Raw genomic sequence first — 19,967 nt, 5'->3', positions numbered from 1 at the left:
CAAATCATTTTGTACAAAAAGTGAAATGTACAATTCTGCTTTGCCGATACATTTGAAACAATACGAATAACAATAATTAGAAAATATATATTAACCTTCAGTAAAAAAATTATGAAAAAACTTTATCTAAGCCTGTTCGCAGGAATAATGTTAGCTAATATCAACGCACAAACTAAAAGAATTGCGTTCATTGGTCAAGCCGACGTTTATAGCAGCAACATCCCGACAGCCAGCGACGGATTAACTTATGATGATGACAGAGCGGCAGCGGTCTGGTTTATGGAAACTTTTCTTCCTGCGCATTCCGCTAGTGTTTCCGGGAATTATTTTTCTTTTCAGGATGTTGCAGAAGGTGCTGATATCAGCAACTATGATGTGATCTGGATTCAAAGCGATGGCGCAACTTACACAGAAAGACTGAATGAATGGCCAAGAGGAACTGTTGAAGGAAACGGTGATAAACACTGTGTCCTACGAGAAGCCGGATTCCAGTGGAACGGTCAATGCTCGCAGCTGGAAGATGATTTTATGTGGAAAATCAAGCAATTTTACAAATCCGGTAAAAAACTTCTTCTGGGAAATTTTGCAGGAAAAGGGCTTGAAGTTTTTGGTGTCTTTGATGGGCTTTCCAACCCTTGGGAATACAGACCCAACCAATCTTTCGGTGACACGGCTGCAAATCCTGCAAACACTGCCGGAGCATGGGGAACCAACTGGAGCGGAACTGCAACATCTATCCTTCTCACAGGAATAACAACCAGCTCAGTAAGCTGTACCAATACTTCGCAAAGCATCGAATTCCTTGGGACGGGAACGGAAAAGAAAAACAGAGCGCTTCAATATAATCTGAACTGGGGAAGAATCTTTGATGATGCCGGCGGCTCAAGCTCAACTTTGGCACAAAGAAGACAAAAGTTTCAAACCACACTTAATGCCGAGATCCTTCTTGAAAACTGTGATGGAACGGAAATTCAGGCAGCAAGATTCAACCCGAGAAACACAGGCGATGGAACAATTATATGGTATGGCGCAGGTGTTTACGACTGGTATGCACCGGGAGGAAGTAATCAAAATGTAAAAAAACTGACAGAAAACTCACTGCTCTATCTTGCCGGAGGAGAATCTATGCTTTCATCAACAGATTTGCAGGGAAAACAGAAAGTCGGCATATATCCAAATCCTGTATCAGCAATCCTCAATATCCAAGCAGATGAAAATGTGAGCAGCGAAATCTATGATATGAATGGAAGAAAAATTATATCTTCCGAATCCAAAACCATTTCGGTTGACAAGCTGATTCCGGGAAATTATTCTATAAAGGTAAAGACAGGAGCTATATATAAAACTTTTAAGTTCATCAAGAAATAAAATTGAATCTCAATTAAATCTTATTAATATTTTCTTAATTACCAAAGACAGCTTATCAATCAGGGTAAGCTGTTTAAGTTTTCATTAAATTAGAACTTCAAAAGTTAATATTGTCTTTACAAAATACAGCAACAAAGTTCATCGGTGAAAATCAGTCCTTTTAATTTTTCGGATACTTCTGAAAATGTAATAGAATATTCATTATAATTTCGAGACAAAATAATCTTTTGTAATATTTAGTTTTGAGAAATGTAAAGAATAAAGAATCACTTTCTTTTAATGCTAATCAATAATATTCTGGGTTATTTTCCGGGAAACAGCAATATGTTCTCCCACCATTTCATGAATGGTCTCGTCGATCATGATGCACATGCTGTTCAAGGCTAAATCATTGGCATCAGTTCCAAAGGGTTCCTCAATTTCGTCGGCTATCGCTTCAAATGCCACAAAAGTATAAGCTACAAATACGACAATAAGTGGCATAAACCATCCCAAAGAATCCACCAATCCGAAAGGCAATAAAAAACAATAAATATACACCGTCCGATGTAACAAAACGCGATAACTGTAAGGAATTGGGGTAGAAACCAATCTTTCACAACCTCCCAAAATATCAGAAAGTTTATCAAAATTTTCATCAAAACGTGCCTGTTGAATAGAATCCAGAAAACCTTCATCTTTCGCTTTCTGAACCCATTCCGCAAGTAATCGCATGATAACTGCAGGTTTATATTTTGATTCTGCTACAATTTTCAGCTGGTCTTCATTAAGCCTTGATTTTAAATCTTCATAAGCATCTGTTCCTCGAAGTTGATGTTTCAGCGCAAAAACGAAGGCGCTAAGTAAGTTGACAAAGCTATGGACCGAAATCGTGTCATTCTTTATATTGCTCAAAGTCATTGCCTGTCTCGTCAATGCACGTGCAGTGTTCAACAGAGCGCCCCATAATTTTCGCCCTTCCCAAAACCTGTCATAACTGGCATTATTTCTGAACCCAAGGAATAAAGCCAATACAAAACCAAACAGCGTGAGCGGTGCAGGATTTAACGGAACTTTAAACGAAAGAATGATTCCATGAAAATAGGTCACCAATACAGAAAGAATTAAAAGCAATCCCAAACGGGGAAGCAAAGCAGGCAAAACGGAGCCATGCCACACAAAAAGCATTCTGAACCAGTGTTCCTTTTTTCTTATGATCATTACTGAATAATAATTTGTTTAAGTATTTATATATTTTATGGTTGTTCAAGACTCGTTCCGGCAGCTGCAATTACATGATCGTCAATCTTTTTAAAAATATCCGGATCATGTTTGCGGATTTTGATACGGACATATTTGGACGCCGGCATATTGGCACCGTTTACCACGTTATTGATGGATACCAGAACATTGGTTTCCGGAAAATAGGTCATGGTACTTTTTTGAGGAATAGGATATTTCACAACAATGAAAAGCGGTGCAATCCTTTCAATTCCGTCATCATAATTGAAAAGATCTACATGATCGCCTTCTTTGAGACCAGCCTTTTCAATATCTTTTTCGTTCATCATCACTACCCTTCTTTCATTGAAAATCCCGCGGTAGCGGTCATTCAAGCCATAAACAACCGTATTGAACTGATCGTGTGTTCTGGTGGTTCCCATCAGATATTCGTCTTCTGCAAGCGAATTATCCGGCACGGCAGTTATATTGAAAGCGGCTTTACCGGGATTAAATTCACTGTTGAAATTCCCGTCTCTTGGTCCGTTCGGAAGATAGAAACCTCCTTTCTGAACTACCCTTTTATTATAGTCTTCAAATCCCGGAATGCATTGTTCAATATCATTGCGAACAGCATCATAACTGTTGATAAATTTGTCCCAATCCACTACGGAACGTTCTCCCAGAACCGCTTTTGCCATTCTGCAGGCAACGTGAGTTTCGTTGATCAGATGTTCTGAAATAGGATCGAGAACTCCTCTTGACCATTCCACAACTCCCATTGAATTTTCCGTGCTTACATGCTGAAGCTCACCATTTATCATATCTTTTTCACTTCTGGAAATGACCGGTAAGATCAGGGCTTCTTTCCCATGAATAAGATGACCTCTGTTTAATTTTATAGAAACAATGACGGACATTTCTAATTTCCGCATTGCTTCCGCTGTAAAGGTCGTATCCGGTGCCGCTGAAAGGAAATTGCCTCCCATACAGAACATAAATTTCACCTTTTCTTCGTGCATCGCTTTTAGGGCGTTTACAACATCATAACCGCCTTCTCTAGGAACTTTAAAGCCATAATATTCCTCCAGTCTATCCAATTGTTCCGTTGTAGGATGATGATTAATCAGTAATGTCCTGTTACCCTGCACATTGCTATGTCCACGAACCGGACAGGCTCCTCCACCCTGAATTCCTATGCTTCCTTTCATCAACAGGAGATTCACGATGTTGTAAATCATTTCCACACCGTTGTGCTGTTGCGTGATTCCCATTCCCCAACAAATGATCACACGTTTTTTTGAAGCGATCATCTGTGCAGCCTCTCTTAAGTTTTCAACCGGAATACCGCATTCTTCCGATAGAAAATTGAGATCATAACGTTTTAATTCTTCAACCAATTCATTAAAGCCGGCAGTTTTATTTGTAATAAAATCATGGTCAAGAACTTTTCCCGGATTTTTAGTTTCTTCTTCCAGCACGAGAATTTGAAGTGCCTTTAGAAGTGCCATATCTCCGTTAATTTTTACAGGGAGATATAAATCCGACAATTCATATGGTTTATTGAGCAAAGCACGGACTTCCTGTGGATTTCTGAAACCTTTTAATCCCGCTTCCGGAAGCGGATTGATGGCCATAATTTCGGCTCCGTTTTTCTTTCCTTTCGTTAGTGCAGAAAGCATTCTCGGAGAATTGGTTCCCGGATTCTGACCGATGATCATGATAAGATCCGTATCGTAGAAATCTTCCAACTTTACGGTTCCTTTCCCAATACCTATGCTTCTGGAAAGCGCATAACCGGAAGTTTCGTGACACATATTGGAACAGTCCGGAAAATTATTGGTCCCGAATTCACGGGCAAATAACTGGTAAACCCAGGTCGCTTCATTGCTTGTTCTTCCTGATGTGTAAAATATGGCTTCGTTTGGCGAATCAAGAGCATTTAGTTTTTCGGAAATTTTTGCAAAGGCATCATCCCAGCTTATCGGCTGATAATGTGTTCCCCCTTTCGGTAAATACATGGGTTCTGCAATTCTTCCCAACTGACTGATTTCAAAATCTGTCAGTTTTGCTAAATCATACACCGAATTCTCCCTGAAAAACTCTGCACCGATCTTTTTAGAAGTGGCTTCTTCCGCTAAAGCTTTTGCTCCGTTTTCACAGTATTCGCCCAATTTGGAACGCTCATCATCCGGATCGGGCCATGCACAGCTCGGACAATCGAAACCGTCAAACTGATTCATACTGAAAAGTGCCCTTCCGCCACGAAGAACAGAGGCATTAAGCACCAATTGATCCAATGAATGAATCACCGCAGGAACACCTGCAGCCCATTTTTTTGGCGGTTTCAGCTTAAGATCGAGTAATTTATAAGGCGGTTCGGCAGAAGGTAATCTGCTATCCTCTTCTTTGTTATTGAACACATCTTTGTTTTCCATGATTTCTACATTTAAAAAATAAGTCCGTTTAAACTAATTTTAATTTAACCGCAAAAGAGACAAAAGACTTCATTGACTTCATTTAAAGTATTTCAAAAGTCTGCAAAGGGAAAAAACCTTTGATTTTTTTTTACCTGTGTACTCTTTTTTGTATTTAATAATTAAACTTAAATAGCTAAAGTGTTAATCAAGTTTAATGAAAAATTTAGCATTTCATATTCGGGTTGGGATAATTGTCGCTTTGATCTTCCAATGTATTATCGATACAAACAAAATCTTTTTCCACTAAAATCTTTACCAATCCCGATTGTCCGTCAAAACCCACCCTGTCTGTCGAAATCCATTCCGCAATCATTGCTGCAGGCATTTTCAGAACCATTCTGTTCTCGATGAAAGCGGCTGAAAGCTCTGCGTCTTCCGTTCTTTCAATAGCATATATAAACGGACGGTCTACAAATTCCGTAAAGCTTGAAATGACTCCGTCTTGCCCTAATTTTGCCACTTCGGACTGGGTAAGACGGAATCTTATGGAGTTGTCTTTAATTCTTATTTTCATAATATATTTTCAATGTTAAAATGGCTGCCGGAATGGTAAATATTAAACCGGTTGTCTCTTAGAAAGCCTAATAAAGTAATGTCAAATTCTTTTGCAAGGTCTATTGCCAAACTGGATGGAGCTCCTATTGCCGCGACAATCGTAATTCCCGCCATGGCCGCTTTCTGAATAAGCTCAAAGCTGGCTCTTCCGCTAAGAACCAAAATTTTATCGTCGAGAGGAAGCAAATCCGCTGATAATGCATATCCTATGAGTTTGTCCAGTGCGTTATGCCTTCCTACATCTTCACGCAGCGCCAGAAGATTCCCTTCCAGATCAAAGATGCCGGAAGCGTGAATACCACCTGTAGCACTGAAATTATTCTGGAAAGACTGCAGTTTTTCGGATAGCTGATACAGAGTTTCCAGGGAAACTTCTTTGTTATTTTTTGTATGATTATGAAAAGTGCTCACAGTTCTTATAGATTCAATGGAACCTTTTCCGCATACACCACAGCTGGAAGTGGTATAAAAATTCCGGTCTGCCTTCATAAGTTCAGGAACGAAGCCTTCTGCAAGCTCAACAATGACAATATTTCCGCTGTTCCTGGAACATTCCGCCTCCGGAGAATAGATGTCTTTAATCTGTTCACGGCCGGAAATAATTCCTTCCGTAAATAAAAAACCTGCGGCAAGCTCTGCATCATTTCCGGGAGTCCGCATGGTTACAGAAATATTTTTAGACTCTTTTTTATCTGCTACATGATAAGCAACCCTTATTTCCAAAGGTTCTTCAACAGAAACATCATCCGTATAACGAAAACTGACGTTGTCCTTCACTTTGACGATTTCTATCTGCTTTACCGATTTATCTGATAACAGATGAGCTTTCATAATTCAATAATTGATACATAAAGGTACAAAATTTTACATCTCAAACTATGGGTGTGCAGAAACCCATTCTTCTCCATCCTCAAAAATTTCTTTTTTCCAGATGGGAACAGTCTTTTTTATATTTTCAATGATAAAGCTGCATGCATCGAAAACCGCATTTCTATGTCCGTCACTTACCACGATGATCACTGCAGCATCACCGGGAAATAAAATTCCGGTACGGTGATGAACAACAATATTTTTTACCGAAAATAAGGAAATGGCTTTATCCGCTATTTTCTGTATTTCCTTTACCGCCATAGATTCGTAGCATTCATATTCCAAACGGGTAACAGATTTACCTTTGGTATGATTCCGTACTGTTCCTACAAATGATGCCATTCCTCCACAAGCGGGATCGGAAGCAAGGGTGAAACAATCCGTAAGATCAAGTTTATTTTCTGTTATTTTAATATCAAACATATCTGTTATCCGCCGCTTACCGGAGGTATTATTGCTATTTCGTTAGACACTGTTATGATCTGATCGTCTTCCGCATATTCATCATCAACGGCAATAAAATAGGATTTTAATCTTTTCAGTTCCGGAAAGTCTTTTTCCAGAAGCTCCTTGAGCGCTTTTATGCTCGCTCCTTCATTGATTTCTATTTCTTTTTCAGAAGTCCCGAAAATATCTTTCGTTATTCCAAATACTAATATTTTAAGTATCATTTTAAATGTAGCTTATTACCAATATTTTATTAAAACATTTATTCCGGCAACCAAAACCAGAACAGCTGTCATTCTTTTGATGACCAGAGGATTCCATTTCAGGGACATTCTGGAACCGATCTGCCCACCGATGAATACAGCAAAACACAAACTCAGAATTCTGAAATAATCGATGTCAGCAGATAATTTGGACAACTGCCCGAAAATACCCGAGACTGAATTTACCAAAATAAAAACGCTTGATGTTGCTGCAATTTTTCTTGGAGTATCCCATTTCATCAGATTTAACAATGGTGAAAGAAAAATTCCGCCGCCAATACCTACCAATCCTGATAAAAATCCGATTCCACCGCCTAAAAATCCGTTTCTGAGTAAAGAATTCCCGGCATTTTCTGAAATTTCTCCGTTATTTTTTGTGTCTGTTTTTATCCATAGTAATAGGGCTGCAATGATTAAAGTAATTCCCAAAGTCAGAAAGAAAATTTCCTGGCTGATTTTTAAAACAGCCCCGAGATACGCCATAGGAACGCTTATAAGTGTAAGAGGCAGTATTTTTTTCCACTCGACCTGATTATTTTTGATGTAAATAAATACCCCTCCTATTACTACAATAATATTACAAATAAGTGCCGTTAAGCGTATTTCCTGATAAGGAAAGCTGTACATTGCCAGAACTGCAAGATAACTGGAACCACCGCCAAATCCCACCGAAGAGTAAATAAAAGCGATGATTAAAAAAAATAAAAAAATTTCCCAGTGCCCCATAAATTTTGCAGTATTAATTTTCTTACAATAATACTCATTTTTGATGTGTTAGTAAGGCTTACCAAGTAAAAGTTTCTGCTGTAATTTGTGAAAAGAATATCCTGAATTGTTTATTTTGCAGAAACAAATCATATTATCCCAACGGCATTTATTAAATTTGATAATTAAAAACCGATAGATCCATGTCAATGAATAATACATTTTCTTCTGACTATAATGCACAGAATGTAACAGATTATCCGAATAACAACACGTATTTTTTAGTTTGGAATTTTAAAGACAATATTGATCCTGATAAAATAAAATCGGTTTTCCAGAGAATTTGCGCGTTGGTAATCAATCTGAATAATTCTGCACTCGACCGTTTTCCCGATTCCAAAGCCAGCTGTGTAATGGGAATCGGATATGAAGCCTGGCAACAGCTTGAATTACCTCAACCACTGCCCAAAGAATTCAAAAAATTCCAGGAAATAAAGGGCAGCAAACATACGGCAGTAAGTACGAAAGGGGATTTGCATTTTCATATTCGCGCCGATGAAAAAAGCTTCGCTTATGATATGGCTTCTGTCATTTCAGGATATATGAAAGAAATTGCAGATTGTGAAGTTGAAGTACAGGGATTCCGTTATTGGGACAGCCGGTCTATCTTAGGTTTTGTGGACGGCACTGAAAATCCGCATGGTAAAGACCGTGATCATTTTGCCATTATAGATGATTCTGATCCGCAATATGAAGGTGGAAGCTATCTTTTTGTACAGAAATACATCCATAATCTTGATGCATGGAAATCGCTTTCTGTGGAAGAACAGGAAAAAGTAATCGGCAGATCCAAAGATCAGGATATCGAAATGGACGATGATATAAAACCCAAAAACTCCCATATCGCATTAGCTAATATCGGTGATGATTTTAAGGTTGTACGTGACAATATGCCTTTCGGAAGCGTGGCAACCAATGAAATGGGAACTTATTTCATCTGTTATGCGAGCACATTCAGCACGGTTGAAAAAATGCTGACCAATATGTTCATCGGTAATCCGCCCGGAAATTATGACCGTATTCTTGACTTTAGTACAGCACAGACGGGAACATTGTTTTTTGTCCCTAGTATGGATATGCTGGATGGATTTTCGGGGTAGATTATTGGATTTTTTAATATTGGATAATGATGGATTATTATAAAAAATGACGAAGTTATCTTACATCAAGATTGATTATGTTTCCCCGTCTTACATTTGCTAAACAATAAACAAACAATAACATTAAAAAGTAAATTATGAGCACACTAAAATTAAAAGACGGAACAGAGATTTTTTACAAAGACCAAGGTGAAGGACCAGTATTGATGTTTCATCACGGATGGCCATTATCTTCAGATGATTGGGACGCGCAGGTCATTTTCTTCCTAAAAAGAGGTTATAGAGTCGTTACCCATGACAGAAGAGGTCATGGAAGATCCAGCCAGAATATTTATAATCATACCATAGAGCAATATGCTTCTGACGCAGCAGAACTGGTTGAATTCTTAGGTCTGAAAGATGTAATTCACATCGGACATTCTACAGGTGGTGGCGAAGTGATCCGCTACGTTAACAAATATGCTAACGGAAGAGCTAAAAAAGCGGTTTTAATCAGCGCTGTTCCGCCGATCATGGTAAAAAGCGAAAGTAATCCTGACGGAGTTCCGATGGAAGTTTTTGACAACATCCGAGACCAGACAATGAATAACAGAAATCAATTTTATTTTGATCTTACATTCCCTTTCTATGGCTACAACAGAGAAGGTGCCGATGTAAAAGAAGGAATCCAAAGAAACTGGTGGAGACAAGGATTAATGGGCGGTATTGTAGCTCACTATGACGGAATCAAAGCTTTCTCGGAAACAGATTTCACAGAAGATCTTAAAGCTGTTGATATTCCGGTTTTAGTTCTTCATGGTGAAGATGACCAGATTGTACCCATCGAAAATTCTGCAATAAAATCTGCAAAGCTGCTTAAAAACGGAAAGTTAATTACTTATCCAGGTTTCCCTCACGGAATGCCGACTACAGAGCACGAAACAATTAATAAAGACCTTTTGGAATTTATCCAGTCTTAATTAATTGATAGATATACAATTAAAAAAGGTGAAACGTTTGTTTCACCTTTTGTTTGTATGATAATTTTTTACGGAAACTGAGATTATCCATTCATAGCTTTTTCGTCAGTAAAAAATTGAAATCCTTCTTTTTTATTGATTAATTGCAATGGATATAATTTAGGATTGTATTCGCCATTCAAAACCTGATTCAAAGCATTTTTCTTAGATTCGCCAAAAGCTATTACCAGAATGTTTTCAGCTTTGTTGATAATTGGCTCTGTCAAAGTAATTCTGAACATCTCCTGAGATTCCAAATAATAAGCCGCCACCCATTTTTCTTTTTCATCAAGAACAGCCTGTCCGGGAAATAAAGAAGCTGTATGTCCGTCATCACCCATTCCTAAAAGAATAAAATCAAAGATACCTTCATTTCCCAAAACATTTCGGATTTTTTTCTTATATTCCTTTGCATAATCTCCGGGCTCTAATCCTTCTTTAAACATCGGGAAAACCTGGTTTTTATTTACAGGAACTTTGTCCAGAAGCGTTTCAGATGTCATTTTGAAATTACTTTTTTCATCGTCTAAAGCAACCCAACGTTCATCAACCCAAAAAAAATAAATTTTTCCCCATTCGATCTTTTGGGCATATTCTTCCGTTGCCAACAATTTGAAAACTGCTTTTGGAGAAGAGCCTCCACTTAAAGCAACAACAAACTTATGATGTTCCCTAATTGATTTTTCTGAAAGTTCAACAAAAGTATCCGCTGCTTTTTTGTATAATTTGTCCAGATTGTCAAATACTGTAATATTCATTTTAAGAATTTAATTAAATGTTACAACCAGTTGTGACCTTGTCTTTCAACCAGATCAAAACTTTCTTTCGGACCCCAGCTTCCTGCTTCATAATTTGGAAAAATTGCCTTTTTATTGGCCCAGTCTTCCTGAATTGTCGTCACAACATCCCAAGCTTCCTCCACCTGATCAGAACGCATAAACAATGTAAGATCACCTTCTAATGCATCCTGCAACAATGTTTCATATACTTCGGGCGTATCTTCTTTACACGCAAAATAATCGAAGATCATCTCCACCGGTCTCAGAGCCATTGAAAGTCCTTGCTTTTTTGTCATAAACTGAAGTCTGATGTCCATTAATGGCTGAATATTAATGATAAGACGATTAGCGGACAATGGATTTGTGTCAGAGAATGTAGAATGTGGCAATGGCTTGAACTGAATAGAAATATAGGACTGCTTTTCCTTCATTTTTTTACCTGTGCGAACATAGAAAGGAACATTCTGCCATCTTTCATTATCTATATAGAATTTTGCTGCTACAAAAGTTTCTGTATTAGAATCCGGATCAACCCCATCTTCTTCACGATAGGCTTTTGTCTCCACCCCATTTATTATTCCTTTTCCATATTGACCTCTCACAGCATAATGGTCAACTTTATCTGCCGGGATTCTGCGGATGGATTTAAGCACATCAACTTTACGATCTCTGATTTCATCAGACTCTAAAGAGGCTGGCGCTTCCATAGCAACCATACATAAGATCTGCAGCAAATGATTCTGAACCATATCTCTCAAAGCGCCGGTCTGCTCATAGAAACTGCCTCTGGTTTCTACACCAACTTCTTCTGCAACTGTAATTTGAACAGATTCGATATGTCTGTGATTCCACAAAGGCTCGAAGATGGAATTTCCAAACCGGAAAGCCAATATATTCTGAACAGTTTCTTTTCCCAAATAATGATCAATACGATAAATCTGTTTCTCTTCAAAAGTCTCGGACAAAAGCTGATTAAGTTCAATAGCCGATTGTTTGTTGTAACCAAAAGGTTTCTCGATAATGATCCTGTCTTTGTCCGGCTCAGAAGCTAATGATGCATTCTTGATATGATTGGAAATGGTAGAAATAAAATTAGGTCCGATTGATAGATAAAACAATCTGTTTCCTCTTACACCAAAACCGGAATCAAATTCCAGCAATTTCCGATTTAGATTTTTGTAAGAATTCTCTTCGTCCAACTGATGCTGAAAATAGGTGATATGGGATTGAAAAGCTTCCCAGTGCTCAGGTGTAACATTTTTTCTGGAGAAAGCTTCAAGGTTGACTTTAATATAATTCCTAAAATATTCATCATTGTGATCCGACCTTCCTAAAGCGATAATATTAAAATTCTCCGGCATTCTTCCATCAATGAAAAGATTATAAAACGCAGGGAAAAGTTTTCTTTTTGCCAAGTCTCCGGTAGCGCCAAAAATTACAATATTAGTGGCCGATAATACATTAATATCTGTCATGGTTTAATTTTAATTGTTTGTGCTTTTCCAAGATGTGTGGAAAACGCCTTCTCTGTCGATTCTCTGATAAGTGTGAGCTCCAAAATAATCACGTTGAGCCTGAATCAGATTCACCGGTAAAGATTCTGTCGTGTAAGCATCAAAATAACCTAAAGTCGTTTGAATTCCTAAACTCGATATGCCATTATGGACAGCATAAGCAGCAGTGCTTCTTAATGATTTGAGTTTTGATTTGACGATTTCGGAAATGTCTTTGTCTAGTAAAATATTAGACAGATCAGGATTTTGAGTATAAGCTGAATAAAATTTTTCTAACAACACGGAACGGATGATACATCCGCCTCGCCAGATCTTAACAACATCTTTCAGCGGAATATCAAAAGCATATTCTTCTGAAGCCTTAACCAATAGTGACAGACCTTGCGCATAGCTGATCAAAGTCGCCAGATATAATGCGTCACCAATTTCTTTGATAAAGGATTCGATATTTTCCGGCGCGGTGATTTGTTTTTCAGAATATAATTGAGAGGCTTTCATCCGTTCATCTTTGTAAGCTGACAAGATTCTTGAGGTTACAGCAATATCAATCGTTGGGATAGAAACTCCAATTTCCATAGCCTGTTCTGAGGTCCACTTGCCAGTTCCTTTTGCGCCAGCTTTATCTAAAATCTGATCAACAAGATAACCATTGGTCAATGAATCTTTTTGTTGGAAAATATCTCTTGTAATCTCTATCAGGAAAGAATTCATTTCACCGTTATTCCATTCTTTAAAAACCTCGTAAAGCTGATCATTATTAAGGTTTGCACCTTTTCTCAAAAGATCATAGGCTTCGCTGATAAGCTGCATTATGGCATACTCGATTCCGTTATGAACCATTTTCACATAGTTTCCGGCTGAGCTTTTTCCCATATAAGCGGTACAGGCTTCTCCATCAACTTTTGCAGCAATCGATTCCAGCATAGGTTTCAGAAGATTGAAGGCTTCCAAATCTCCACCAGGCATAATGCTTGGACCGGTTCTGGCCCCTTTCTCACCTCCGGAAACACCCATTCCCATAAAATGCAATCCTTTTGACGCGAGGTCAGCAATACGCCGTTCGGTATCCTTGAAATAAGAATTACCAGCATCAACAACAATATCACCTTTGTTCAGAAGCGGCGTGATATTTTCCAAAACAGCATCTACAGGCTTACCCGCAGGAACCATTAGAATAATTTTTCTTGGTGTTTCCAATGCAGATACAAAATCCTCCAAAGAAGCTGTTCCCTTGACAACCGTATTCTGTGTAGCACCCTGTTCTAGTTCTCTGGCTTTTTCTGCATCAAGGTCAAATCCTGCAACAGAGAAACCGTTGTCTGCAATATTGTAAAGGAGATTTCTTCCCATTACTCCGAGGCCGATAACCCCGTAATTATACTTTTCCATTCTTTTTTATTAGAAATATTGATTAATTACAAACAATAAATTTACGCAAATATGAATGAATCAAAAAATGAAACCATAAAAATTGATAATTGATAGTATGAATAAAGTGTCGAAAATTTTCTTGACCCATTGTGTAAAAATTGACTGTCATTACATAAATAAAAAACCTCGTTAAAAACGAGGTTTTGGATTTTTACTTTTTTGATTCTTCAACAGAAACTTTACGGAAATCTTTGAAAAGTTTGCTAAGTTCCAAAGCTGATTTTCTGGCTCTGGTTCCAGCTGCTTTGTTCCCTTTTTCAGATTGTTGTTCTGCTTCTTTGCTGAAAGCTTCAAATTCAGCATTAATCTTTTCGATTAGTTCTTTCATAGCTTATAATTATAATAAATTGGAATGCAAATATAGTAGTTTACATCACTCTGCAAATAGATTTTACAAATAATTAAAACAAAAATTATTTTTACAAGAGTTTTAATTTTTCGTTTCTGGCAATCTTGACCGATAAACAACTCTTTTATTATAATTATTATTTCTTTCCAGCGGCTTGCATCGGATTTACTTTTCCATTAGATGCACCTCTGGCTGCATCTTTTTGCTTTTGCTTGAAAACCTGAAACTTGCTTGGTGTTTCTGATGAACTTGAAGCGGTCCAGAAGTTGTTAGACGTATCAATATCGGCCGTTTCTCTCATTGGATCTAACTGAACAGACTTCAGTTTCTTATCAAAATAATAAGTTTTAGAAGCCTTTTGCTCATTATGTCTCCAGATTTGAACACTGATTTTATCCGTTGCTTTCGAACCATCTTCAAAGGTGAATTCTAAAATAATTGGCATTACAAGACCTCCTTTATTAGAAAAATCAATTTGATAAGCCGTAACATTATCTTCTTTTTTAATATCTTTTTTATCAACTTTTTCCAGATTGCCTGTTGTAACAGAATATTCTTTTGAAGTATCTACTTTCTCCTGTCCACGGTCATATCTGTAATAGAAATCCTGAACATCTTTGTCGGTATCAGCATAGAATTTGATATTCTTATCTTCTCTGTTTCTGATTTTAGAAACATCTTCAAACTCATTCAATACCGGTTTTTCAACAGTATATTTCACCGTTTCGGATTTTGGAACAGCATCAAAATCAGGCGTTGCAATCGTCACTTTATCCAACGAGATATCTACTGGATCTGTTCCGTAGAACCAACCTCTCCAGAACCAATCTAGGTCTTCCCCACTCGCATCTTCCATTGTTCTGAAAAAATCTGCCGGTTCAGGGTGACGGAAAGCCCATCTTTTGGCGTAAGTCTTGAACGCTTTATCAAACAACTCTCTTCCCATAATCGTCTCACGAAGAATGTTAAGTCCGGTTGCCGGTTTTGAATAAGCATTCGGGCCAAATCTTGCGATGTTTTCGGAATTGGACATAATCGGTTCCAATTCATCTTTCGGAAGCTTCATATAATCCACGATTGTCCAAGCCGGACCACGTTTTGACGGGAATTTGTTATCCCATTTCTCTTCTGTCAGATATTCAACAAAAGTATTAAGACCTTCATCCATCCAGCTCCATTGTCTTTCGTCTGAATTGATAATCATCGGGAAAAAGTTGTGTCCAACTTCGTGAATAATTACGCCCAACATTCCGTTTTTGATTGCTTCGGAATAAGTTCCGTCTTTTTCTGTTCTTCCGTAATTGAAACAGATCATCGGATATTCCATTCCGTTCGCCGCTTCTACAGATTGCGCTACAGGATATGGATAAGGAATCGTGAATTCTGAATAAGTTTTAATCGTATGTGCAACGGCTTTTGTAGAGAATTTCCTATACAATCCGTAAGCTTCTTTTCCGTAGAAACTCATTGCCATTACTTTGTTATTATTTTCAGGAATCGTTACGCGCATCCCGTCCCAGATAAATTTTCTTGAAGAGGTCCATGCAAAATCACGAACGTCATTGGCTTCAAAAATCCAGGTTTTTCTCTGTTTTGAATGATTCTTTTCTGCTTTCTTCGCTTCATCAAGCGTTACGATTTCTACAGGTTCGTTGGCAGATTCTGCTTTTCTATATCTTGCTAATTGCTCAGAAGTTAAAACCTGCTCATAGTTCTTGCATTCTCCAGTTCCACCAACAATATGGTCAGCAGGAACGTTCATTTTTACTTTATAATTTCCGAAAACCAAAGCAAACTCGCCACGTCCTGTGAACTGATGATTCTGCCAACCGTGGAAATCACTATAAACACACATTCTCGGAAACCATTGTGTCATTGTGTAAAGGTCGTTCCCATCCTCAGGAAAACTTTCATAACCACCTCTTCCGCCCATTTCGATACGATTCGGGATATTGTAATTCCAGTTAACTTTGAAAACGAATTTCTCCCCTTTTTTCAATGCTTTTGGAAGGTCAATACGCATCATTGTCTTATTGACAACATATTTCAACAGATTGCCGGAAGCATCAGTTACTTTCTCCAGATTAACACCATAACCATTATTCGAAACCGGAAGTTCTGTTGCTTTTAAATTTTCTAAAACCGTTCTTTTCGGTAAAGTTGAAGAAGAAGGATAATCTGCATTTTTCACAGATGACTGTTGATTTTCGTCCAGCTGTAGCCAAAGATAATCCAGATCGTCCGGAGAATTGTTGTAATAAGTTATGGTTTCTGAACCTTTCAGATTTCTTTTATCCTCGTCCAGATAAGCTTCTATGTCATAATCTGCACGTTGCTGCCAGTAGGCTTGTCCCGGTGAGCCAGAAGCGGTTCTGTAAACATTAGGTGTTGGAAGGATGGTTCCGAGTTGTTCAAATTTGTTTCCGTGGTTGCTTCCCGGATTATTCTGGATATTCTGTGCCGACACTACAGCAGAACAGAATAAAAGTCCTAAAACTTTTAACTTCATTTTTTCAAAACAATTAGATAATAATTCTTTACAAGTAATCAAATTTAGGAAATTGTTACGAATGAAATAAAGATTTGTATTTATTTTCACCAGTAAAGATTAATTCTAAATAGTAGAATATTAAAACACAGAATTGATCGCAGCCCAAGCTGAGTGGAGCTCATTTTTTTGCGAGGACTTTTGGAAGGCAAAAAATAGCGGGAACGGAGCGCGGAATGGCTGCCCAAATCAAAAAAATTGATATTAAAAAGGAAGTCGCTCCAAAGTCATTTTTAAAGCCAATGCGAAAACACCAGAGGAAACGAATAAAATCCAGTCTTTTCTGTTGACCCGGAAAAGCTTAAACAGAATGAAAAGTAAAATCAAAATCGCGATGACCAAAGCAACCTGACCCAATTCCAACCCAATATTGAAGCCTAAAAGTGGAACGAAAATACTTTGTTCTTTTGCCAGCATCATTCTGGCAGTGTTCGCAAATCCCATCCCATGGATGAGCCCGAAAATCATTGCCAAATAATAGTTCATTGTCATTAGCGTTTTCTGATTGTTTTTCATTAAAATATTATCCAACGACGTGATAACAATAGTCAAAGGGATGAGAAATTCTACCCAGTTGCTCGGAACTCTCAAAACGTTAAGCGAACTGAGCGCTAAAGTGACAGAATGCCCAATGGTAAAGGCTGTTACAAGAATCAGGATTTTTTTGAAATCGTTGTAGGAATAAACTGCAATCAAAACCAAAATAAACAACTGATGATCCAGCGCATCCAAAGAAATAATGTGTTCCCAACCCAACTTCAGGTAAAAAATAAAATCCTGCATTCTGTCATTTTAAAAAGAATTACGAAAATAATGATTAATTTCGATTTAAATTTTGGGTCTGATGAAGAACTTTTTTTCTGCGGTTGTTGTTTTGTCTTTGTTTGTCGCACTTTTTTCGTTCAGGGTTCATCCTTATCATGTTGGTTCTATGGAATTTAATTATAACCAAAAGTCAAAAACTTTTGAAATTTCCGGACGGTTTTTTATGGATGATTTGGAAAACGCCATCAATAAAAAATACGGGAAAAGTCTTCATTTCCTCAATCCAAAATCTGAAAAAGAAATGAACGAAGCCTTGAAAAATTATGCTTCCGAATATGTAAAACTGAAAGTAAATAATCAATTCGTAAAAGTTAAATACGTTGGTTATGAAGAAGATAAGGAAAGTGTTGATATTTTTCTGGAATCCGAAGCTGTGAGTAATCCTAAAAAAGTGGAAACGGCCGTCAGCTTTCTCTATAATCTTTTCGATGACCAGATGAATATCATCCACATTGTTATCAACGGTCAACGTAAAAGTGAAAGACTGAATTATCCTGACCGTTATCTGTTTCAGGAGTTTTAACTACTTCAGTTCTTCGAAAGTTTTATCCACAAGCATTTTTAAAGCATTCTTAATTTTCGATCTTCCTTCATTGGTTTTAACATCCAACCCGCAAAAAACACTTCCGTTAACTTCGGAATAGAGGTTAAGGTAATACATCCCCGAAACAAGAATTGCAGCAACTGCGCGAAAATCTTCACTTTTATCCTGAAAGTACGGATCCGTTATGCTTTTGAAAAGCAATTCGCCATTCTTTTCCTGCCCTTCTGTTAATTTCCTCAACGATGTACGCTCTTCTGTCAGTCGCCAGATCAGGATTTTTTGTAAATCTTTGTTTACGGCAACAAAATCAAATTGCTCAATCAGCATTTGTTTGGTAAATTCTTTTCCGCCGTCAGTAATTTCCAACTCCGAATTTTCATTCTTTACATTGCTCCAAAAATCCTGTGTTTTTATATACTCATCCAAAAGCTGATCAACTCCACCAAAGTAATTATAGATCAATTTCTTATCAAGACCAGCTGTTGCTGCAATCTCATTAACTTTAAGATATTTATAACCTTTCGTTTTCAAAATATTTCCAACCGCGTCCAGAAATTGCTGTTTGCTTCTTTCTTTATTTCTTGTTCTGTTTTTTGGGTTTTGTTTTGCCATGATTTCGGAGGTTAAGCAAATTTAACAATTTTTATTGTCACCATTTGGTGACTTTGATTATATTTGTGCAAAATTTTAGGGTTTCTAAATTTAATCTTAAAAACTAACAGACTGATAACCATGAAAGCTTTCTTTACATTTTTAATTTACGGAAGCAATAAAAGCTTTATATAAATAATTTTTTGAAGCTACCAATACAAGTTCATAAATTTGTATGTTGTTATAAAAGCAGCAATCGTAAGTGATTGCTGCTTTTATTTTACGATTAATTAAGTAAATTTATCGTTTGATATAATTTATAAAAAATGAAGCATATTGTAGTTGTAGGACTTGGCGGCGTTGGCGGTTATTTCGGTTTTAAGATTAATCAGTTTAATGAAACGGCAAATCAGTTTACGATTTCTTTTATTGCGAGAGATCAAACTTATAACATTGTAAAAAGTAATGGATTGACATTACTTTCTCCAGAACATCCAAACAGCATTACAAAACCGAATCACCTCTTACAGAGCGTTTCTGAAATCAACGATCCTGATTTGGTTTTGATTTGTGTGAAAGAATATGATCTGGAAAATGTTTGCAAGCAATTGAAGCAAGTCATTACGGACAAAACCATTCTCCTTCCAATGATGAACGGTGCAGATATCTATGATAGAATCAGGAAAATAATTCCTGACAATACAATTTTGCCGGCTTGTGTATACGTCGCTTCCCACATCAGAGAAAAAGGAATCGTTGAACATAAAGGAAAAGCAGGAAAACTGATTTTTGGAAAAGATCCGGCCAATCTTTTCACAGATATCGATTGGATTATCGGGTTGATGAAAAACAGTCAAATTGATTTCGATTTTAAAGAAAATTCTTTTGCCGACATTTGGACCAAATTCTTTTTTGTATCGAGTTTTGGATTGGTTACAGCTAAATATAATTCTTCCATCGGAACAGTTTGCGCAGATGAAATTCAGAAACTGGAAGCAACGGAAATAATGAAAGAAGTCAAATTGATTGCTGACAAAAAAGGAATCAATTTACCCGATGACATTATTGAGAAAACATTTGAAAAAGCCATGACTTTTCCTCCTGCAACCCCAACTTCTTTACAACTGGACATCAATGTAAAAAAGGAAAATAGCGAGTTGGAATTATTTGCAGGAGCAATTATCAATTACGGAAAAGACCTGAATATTAAAACGCCTTTTACAGAGAAAATCTATTCCGAGTTAATGGAAATCGTAGAAAATTATTAAATTAAATTTTTTATTAGAAAATAATTTCCGGAAAAGATTTTCCGATGATTTTTTTTACTAATTTTATTTGAT

The 19,967-nt window shown here is 37.2% G+C and carries 19 protein-coding genes; 5 read left to right on the top strand and 14 right to left on the bottom strand.

Features of this window, described 5'->3' with window-relative positions; translation table 11 throughout:
- The first annotated feature begins 111 nt into the window (after nucleotides 1-111).
- Nucleotides 112-1,368, top strand: a complete 1,257-nt coding sequence (locus QOL71_RS00985) for a DUF4960 domain-containing protein (protein WP_283415149.1) — start codon at nucleotides 112-114, stop codon at nucleotides 1,366-1,368.
- Nucleotides 1,369-1,650: 282 nt separating this feature from the next.
- Here the strand turns inward: QOL71_RS00985 and QOL71_RS00980 are convergent, their stop codons facing one another.
- From QOL71_RS00980 to QOL71_RS00950, 7 genes are all read right to left on the bottom strand, one after another.
- Entirely contained in the window at nucleotides 1,651-2,568 is a 918-nt protein-coding gene (locus QOL71_RS00980) for a bestrophin family protein (protein ID WP_283415148.1), read from the bottom strand.
- Nucleotides 2,569-2,603: 35 nt separating this feature from the next.
- Complete coding sequence (locus QOL71_RS00975; protein ID WP_283415147.1) at nucleotides 2,604-5,006, bottom strand: FdhF/YdeP family oxidoreductase; 2,403 nt, start codon at nucleotides 5,004-5,006, stop codon at nucleotides 2,604-2,606.
- A 205-nt stretch (nucleotides 5,007-5,211) separates the two neighbouring features.
- Nucleotides 5,212-5,562, bottom strand: coding sequence for a DUF7009 family protein (locus QOL71_RS00970; protein ID WP_283415146.1), 351 nt, complete (start codon nucleotides 5,560-5,562; stop codon nucleotides 5,212-5,214).
- Entirely contained in the window at nucleotides 5,559-6,434 is an 876-nt protein-coding gene (fdhD, locus tag QOL71_RS00965; RefSeq protein ID WP_283415145.1) for a formate dehydrogenase accessory sulfurtransferase FdhD, read from the bottom strand. The genes QOL71_RS00970 and fdhD overlap by 4 nt, the downstream gene beginning before the upstream one ends.
- 45 nt (nucleotides 6,435-6,479) lie before the next feature.
- Nucleotides 6,480-6,896 (bottom strand): molybdenum cofactor biosynthesis protein MoaE, encoded by a 417-nt coding sequence (locus QOL71_RS00960; RefSeq protein ID WP_283415144.1) that lies wholly within the window; start codon nucleotides 6,894-6,896, stop codon nucleotides 6,480-6,482.
- A 5-nt stretch (nucleotides 6,897-6,901) separates the two neighbouring features.
- Nucleotides 6,902-7,144, bottom strand: coding sequence for a MoaD/ThiS family protein (locus tag QOL71_RS00955; protein ID WP_283415143.1), 243 nt, complete (start codon nucleotides 7,142-7,144; stop codon nucleotides 6,902-6,904).
- A 15-nt stretch (nucleotides 7,145-7,159) separates the two neighbouring features.
- Complete coding sequence (locus QOL71_RS00950) at nucleotides 7,160-7,909, bottom strand: sulfite exporter TauE/SafE family protein (protein ID WP_283415142.1); 750 nt, start codon at nucleotides 7,907-7,909, stop codon at nucleotides 7,160-7,162.
- A gap of 188 nt (nucleotides 7,910-8,097) precedes the next feature.
- Between QOL71_RS00950 and QOL71_RS00945 the strand changes: the two genes are divergently transcribed.
- Nucleotides 8,098-9,048 (top strand): Dyp-type peroxidase, encoded by a 951-nt coding sequence (locus QOL71_RS00945; RefSeq protein ID WP_283415141.1) that lies wholly within the window; start codon nucleotides 8,098-8,100, stop codon nucleotides 9,046-9,048.
- Nucleotides 9,049-9,185: 137 nt separating this feature from the next.
- Nucleotides 9,186-10,007, top strand: a complete 822-nt coding sequence (locus QOL71_RS00940; RefSeq protein WP_283415140.1) for an alpha/beta fold hydrolase — start codon at nucleotides 9,186-9,188, stop codon at nucleotides 10,005-10,007.
- 83 nt (nucleotides 10,008-10,090) lie between these two features.
- On the opposite strand, the gene pgl is transcribed toward QOL71_RS00940, so the two are convergent.
- From pgl to QOL71_RS00910, 6 genes are all read right to left on the bottom strand, one after another.
- Nucleotides 10,091-10,804 carry a 6-phosphogluconolactonase gene (gene pgl, locus QOL71_RS00935; protein WP_283415139.1) on the bottom strand — a complete coding sequence of 238 codons (714 nt, stop codon included), beginning with the start codon at nucleotides 10,802-10,804 and terminating at the stop codon, nucleotides 10,091-10,093.
- A gap of 20 nt (nucleotides 10,805-10,824) precedes the next feature.
- A complete protein-coding gene (gene zwf, locus QOL71_RS00930) occupies nucleotides 10,825-12,300 on the bottom strand; it encodes a glucose-6-phosphate dehydrogenase (protein ID WP_283415138.1) in 1,476 nt (491 codons plus the stop codon).
- 9 nt (nucleotides 12,301-12,309) lie between these two features.
- A complete protein-coding gene (gene gndA, locus QOL71_RS00925; protein ID WP_283415137.1) occupies nucleotides 12,310-13,728 on the bottom strand; it encodes an NADP-dependent phosphogluconate dehydrogenase in 1,419 nt (472 codons plus the stop codon).
- A gap of 193 nt (nucleotides 13,729-13,921) precedes the next feature.
- The gene (locus QOL71_RS00920) at nucleotides 13,922-14,098 is read right to left on the bottom strand and encodes a histone H1 (RefSeq protein ID WP_240581025.1); all 177 of its coding nucleotides are present in this window, start codon (nucleotides 14,096-14,098) and stop codon (nucleotides 13,922-13,924) included.
- 157 nt (nucleotides 14,099-14,255) lie between these two features.
- Nucleotides 14,256-16,628, bottom strand: coding sequence for a M1 family metallopeptidase (locus QOL71_RS00915; RefSeq protein ID WP_283415136.1), 2,373 nt, complete (start codon nucleotides 16,626-16,628; stop codon nucleotides 14,256-14,258).
- A 243-nt stretch (nucleotides 16,629-16,871) separates the two neighbouring features.
- Nucleotides 16,872-17,450 (bottom strand): HupE/UreJ family protein, encoded by a 579-nt coding sequence (locus QOL71_RS00910; RefSeq protein ID WP_283415135.1) that lies wholly within the window; start codon nucleotides 17,448-17,450, stop codon nucleotides 16,872-16,874.
- 61 nt (nucleotides 17,451-17,511) lie between these two features.
- On the opposite strand from QOL71_RS00910, the gene QOL71_RS00905 reads away from it, so the two are divergent.
- Complete coding sequence (locus QOL71_RS00905; protein ID WP_283415134.1) at nucleotides 17,512-18,015, top strand: DUF6702 family protein; 504 nt, start codon at nucleotides 17,512-17,514, stop codon at nucleotides 18,013-18,015.
- Here the strand turns inward: QOL71_RS00905 and QOL71_RS00900 are convergent, their stop codons facing one another.
- Nucleotides 18,016-18,648, bottom strand: a complete 633-nt coding sequence (locus QOL71_RS00900) for a TetR/AcrR family transcriptional regulator (protein ID WP_283415133.1) — start codon at nucleotides 18,646-18,648, stop codon at nucleotides 18,016-18,018.
- Between the two features lie 305 nt (nucleotides 18,649-18,953).
- Here QOL71_RS00900 and QOL71_RS00895 point away from each other — a divergent pair, with 305 nt between their 5' ends.
- The gene (locus QOL71_RS00895) at nucleotides 18,954-19,895 is read left to right on the top strand and encodes a ketopantoate reductase family protein (RefSeq protein WP_283415132.1); all 942 of its coding nucleotides are present in this window, start codon (nucleotides 18,954-18,956) and stop codon (nucleotides 19,893-19,895) included.
- Nucleotides 19,896-19,967 lie beyond the last annotated feature (72 nt).

It is taken from the genome of Epilithonimonas pallida, from assembly GCF_900182975.1.
Classification (GTDB): domain Bacteria; phylum Bacteroidota; class Bacteroidia; order Flavobacteriales; family Weeksellaceae; genus Epilithonimonas; species Epilithonimonas pallida.
Note: the sequence above shows the minus strand (reverse complement) of the source record. Positions and strands in the feature narration are given on the sequence as shown.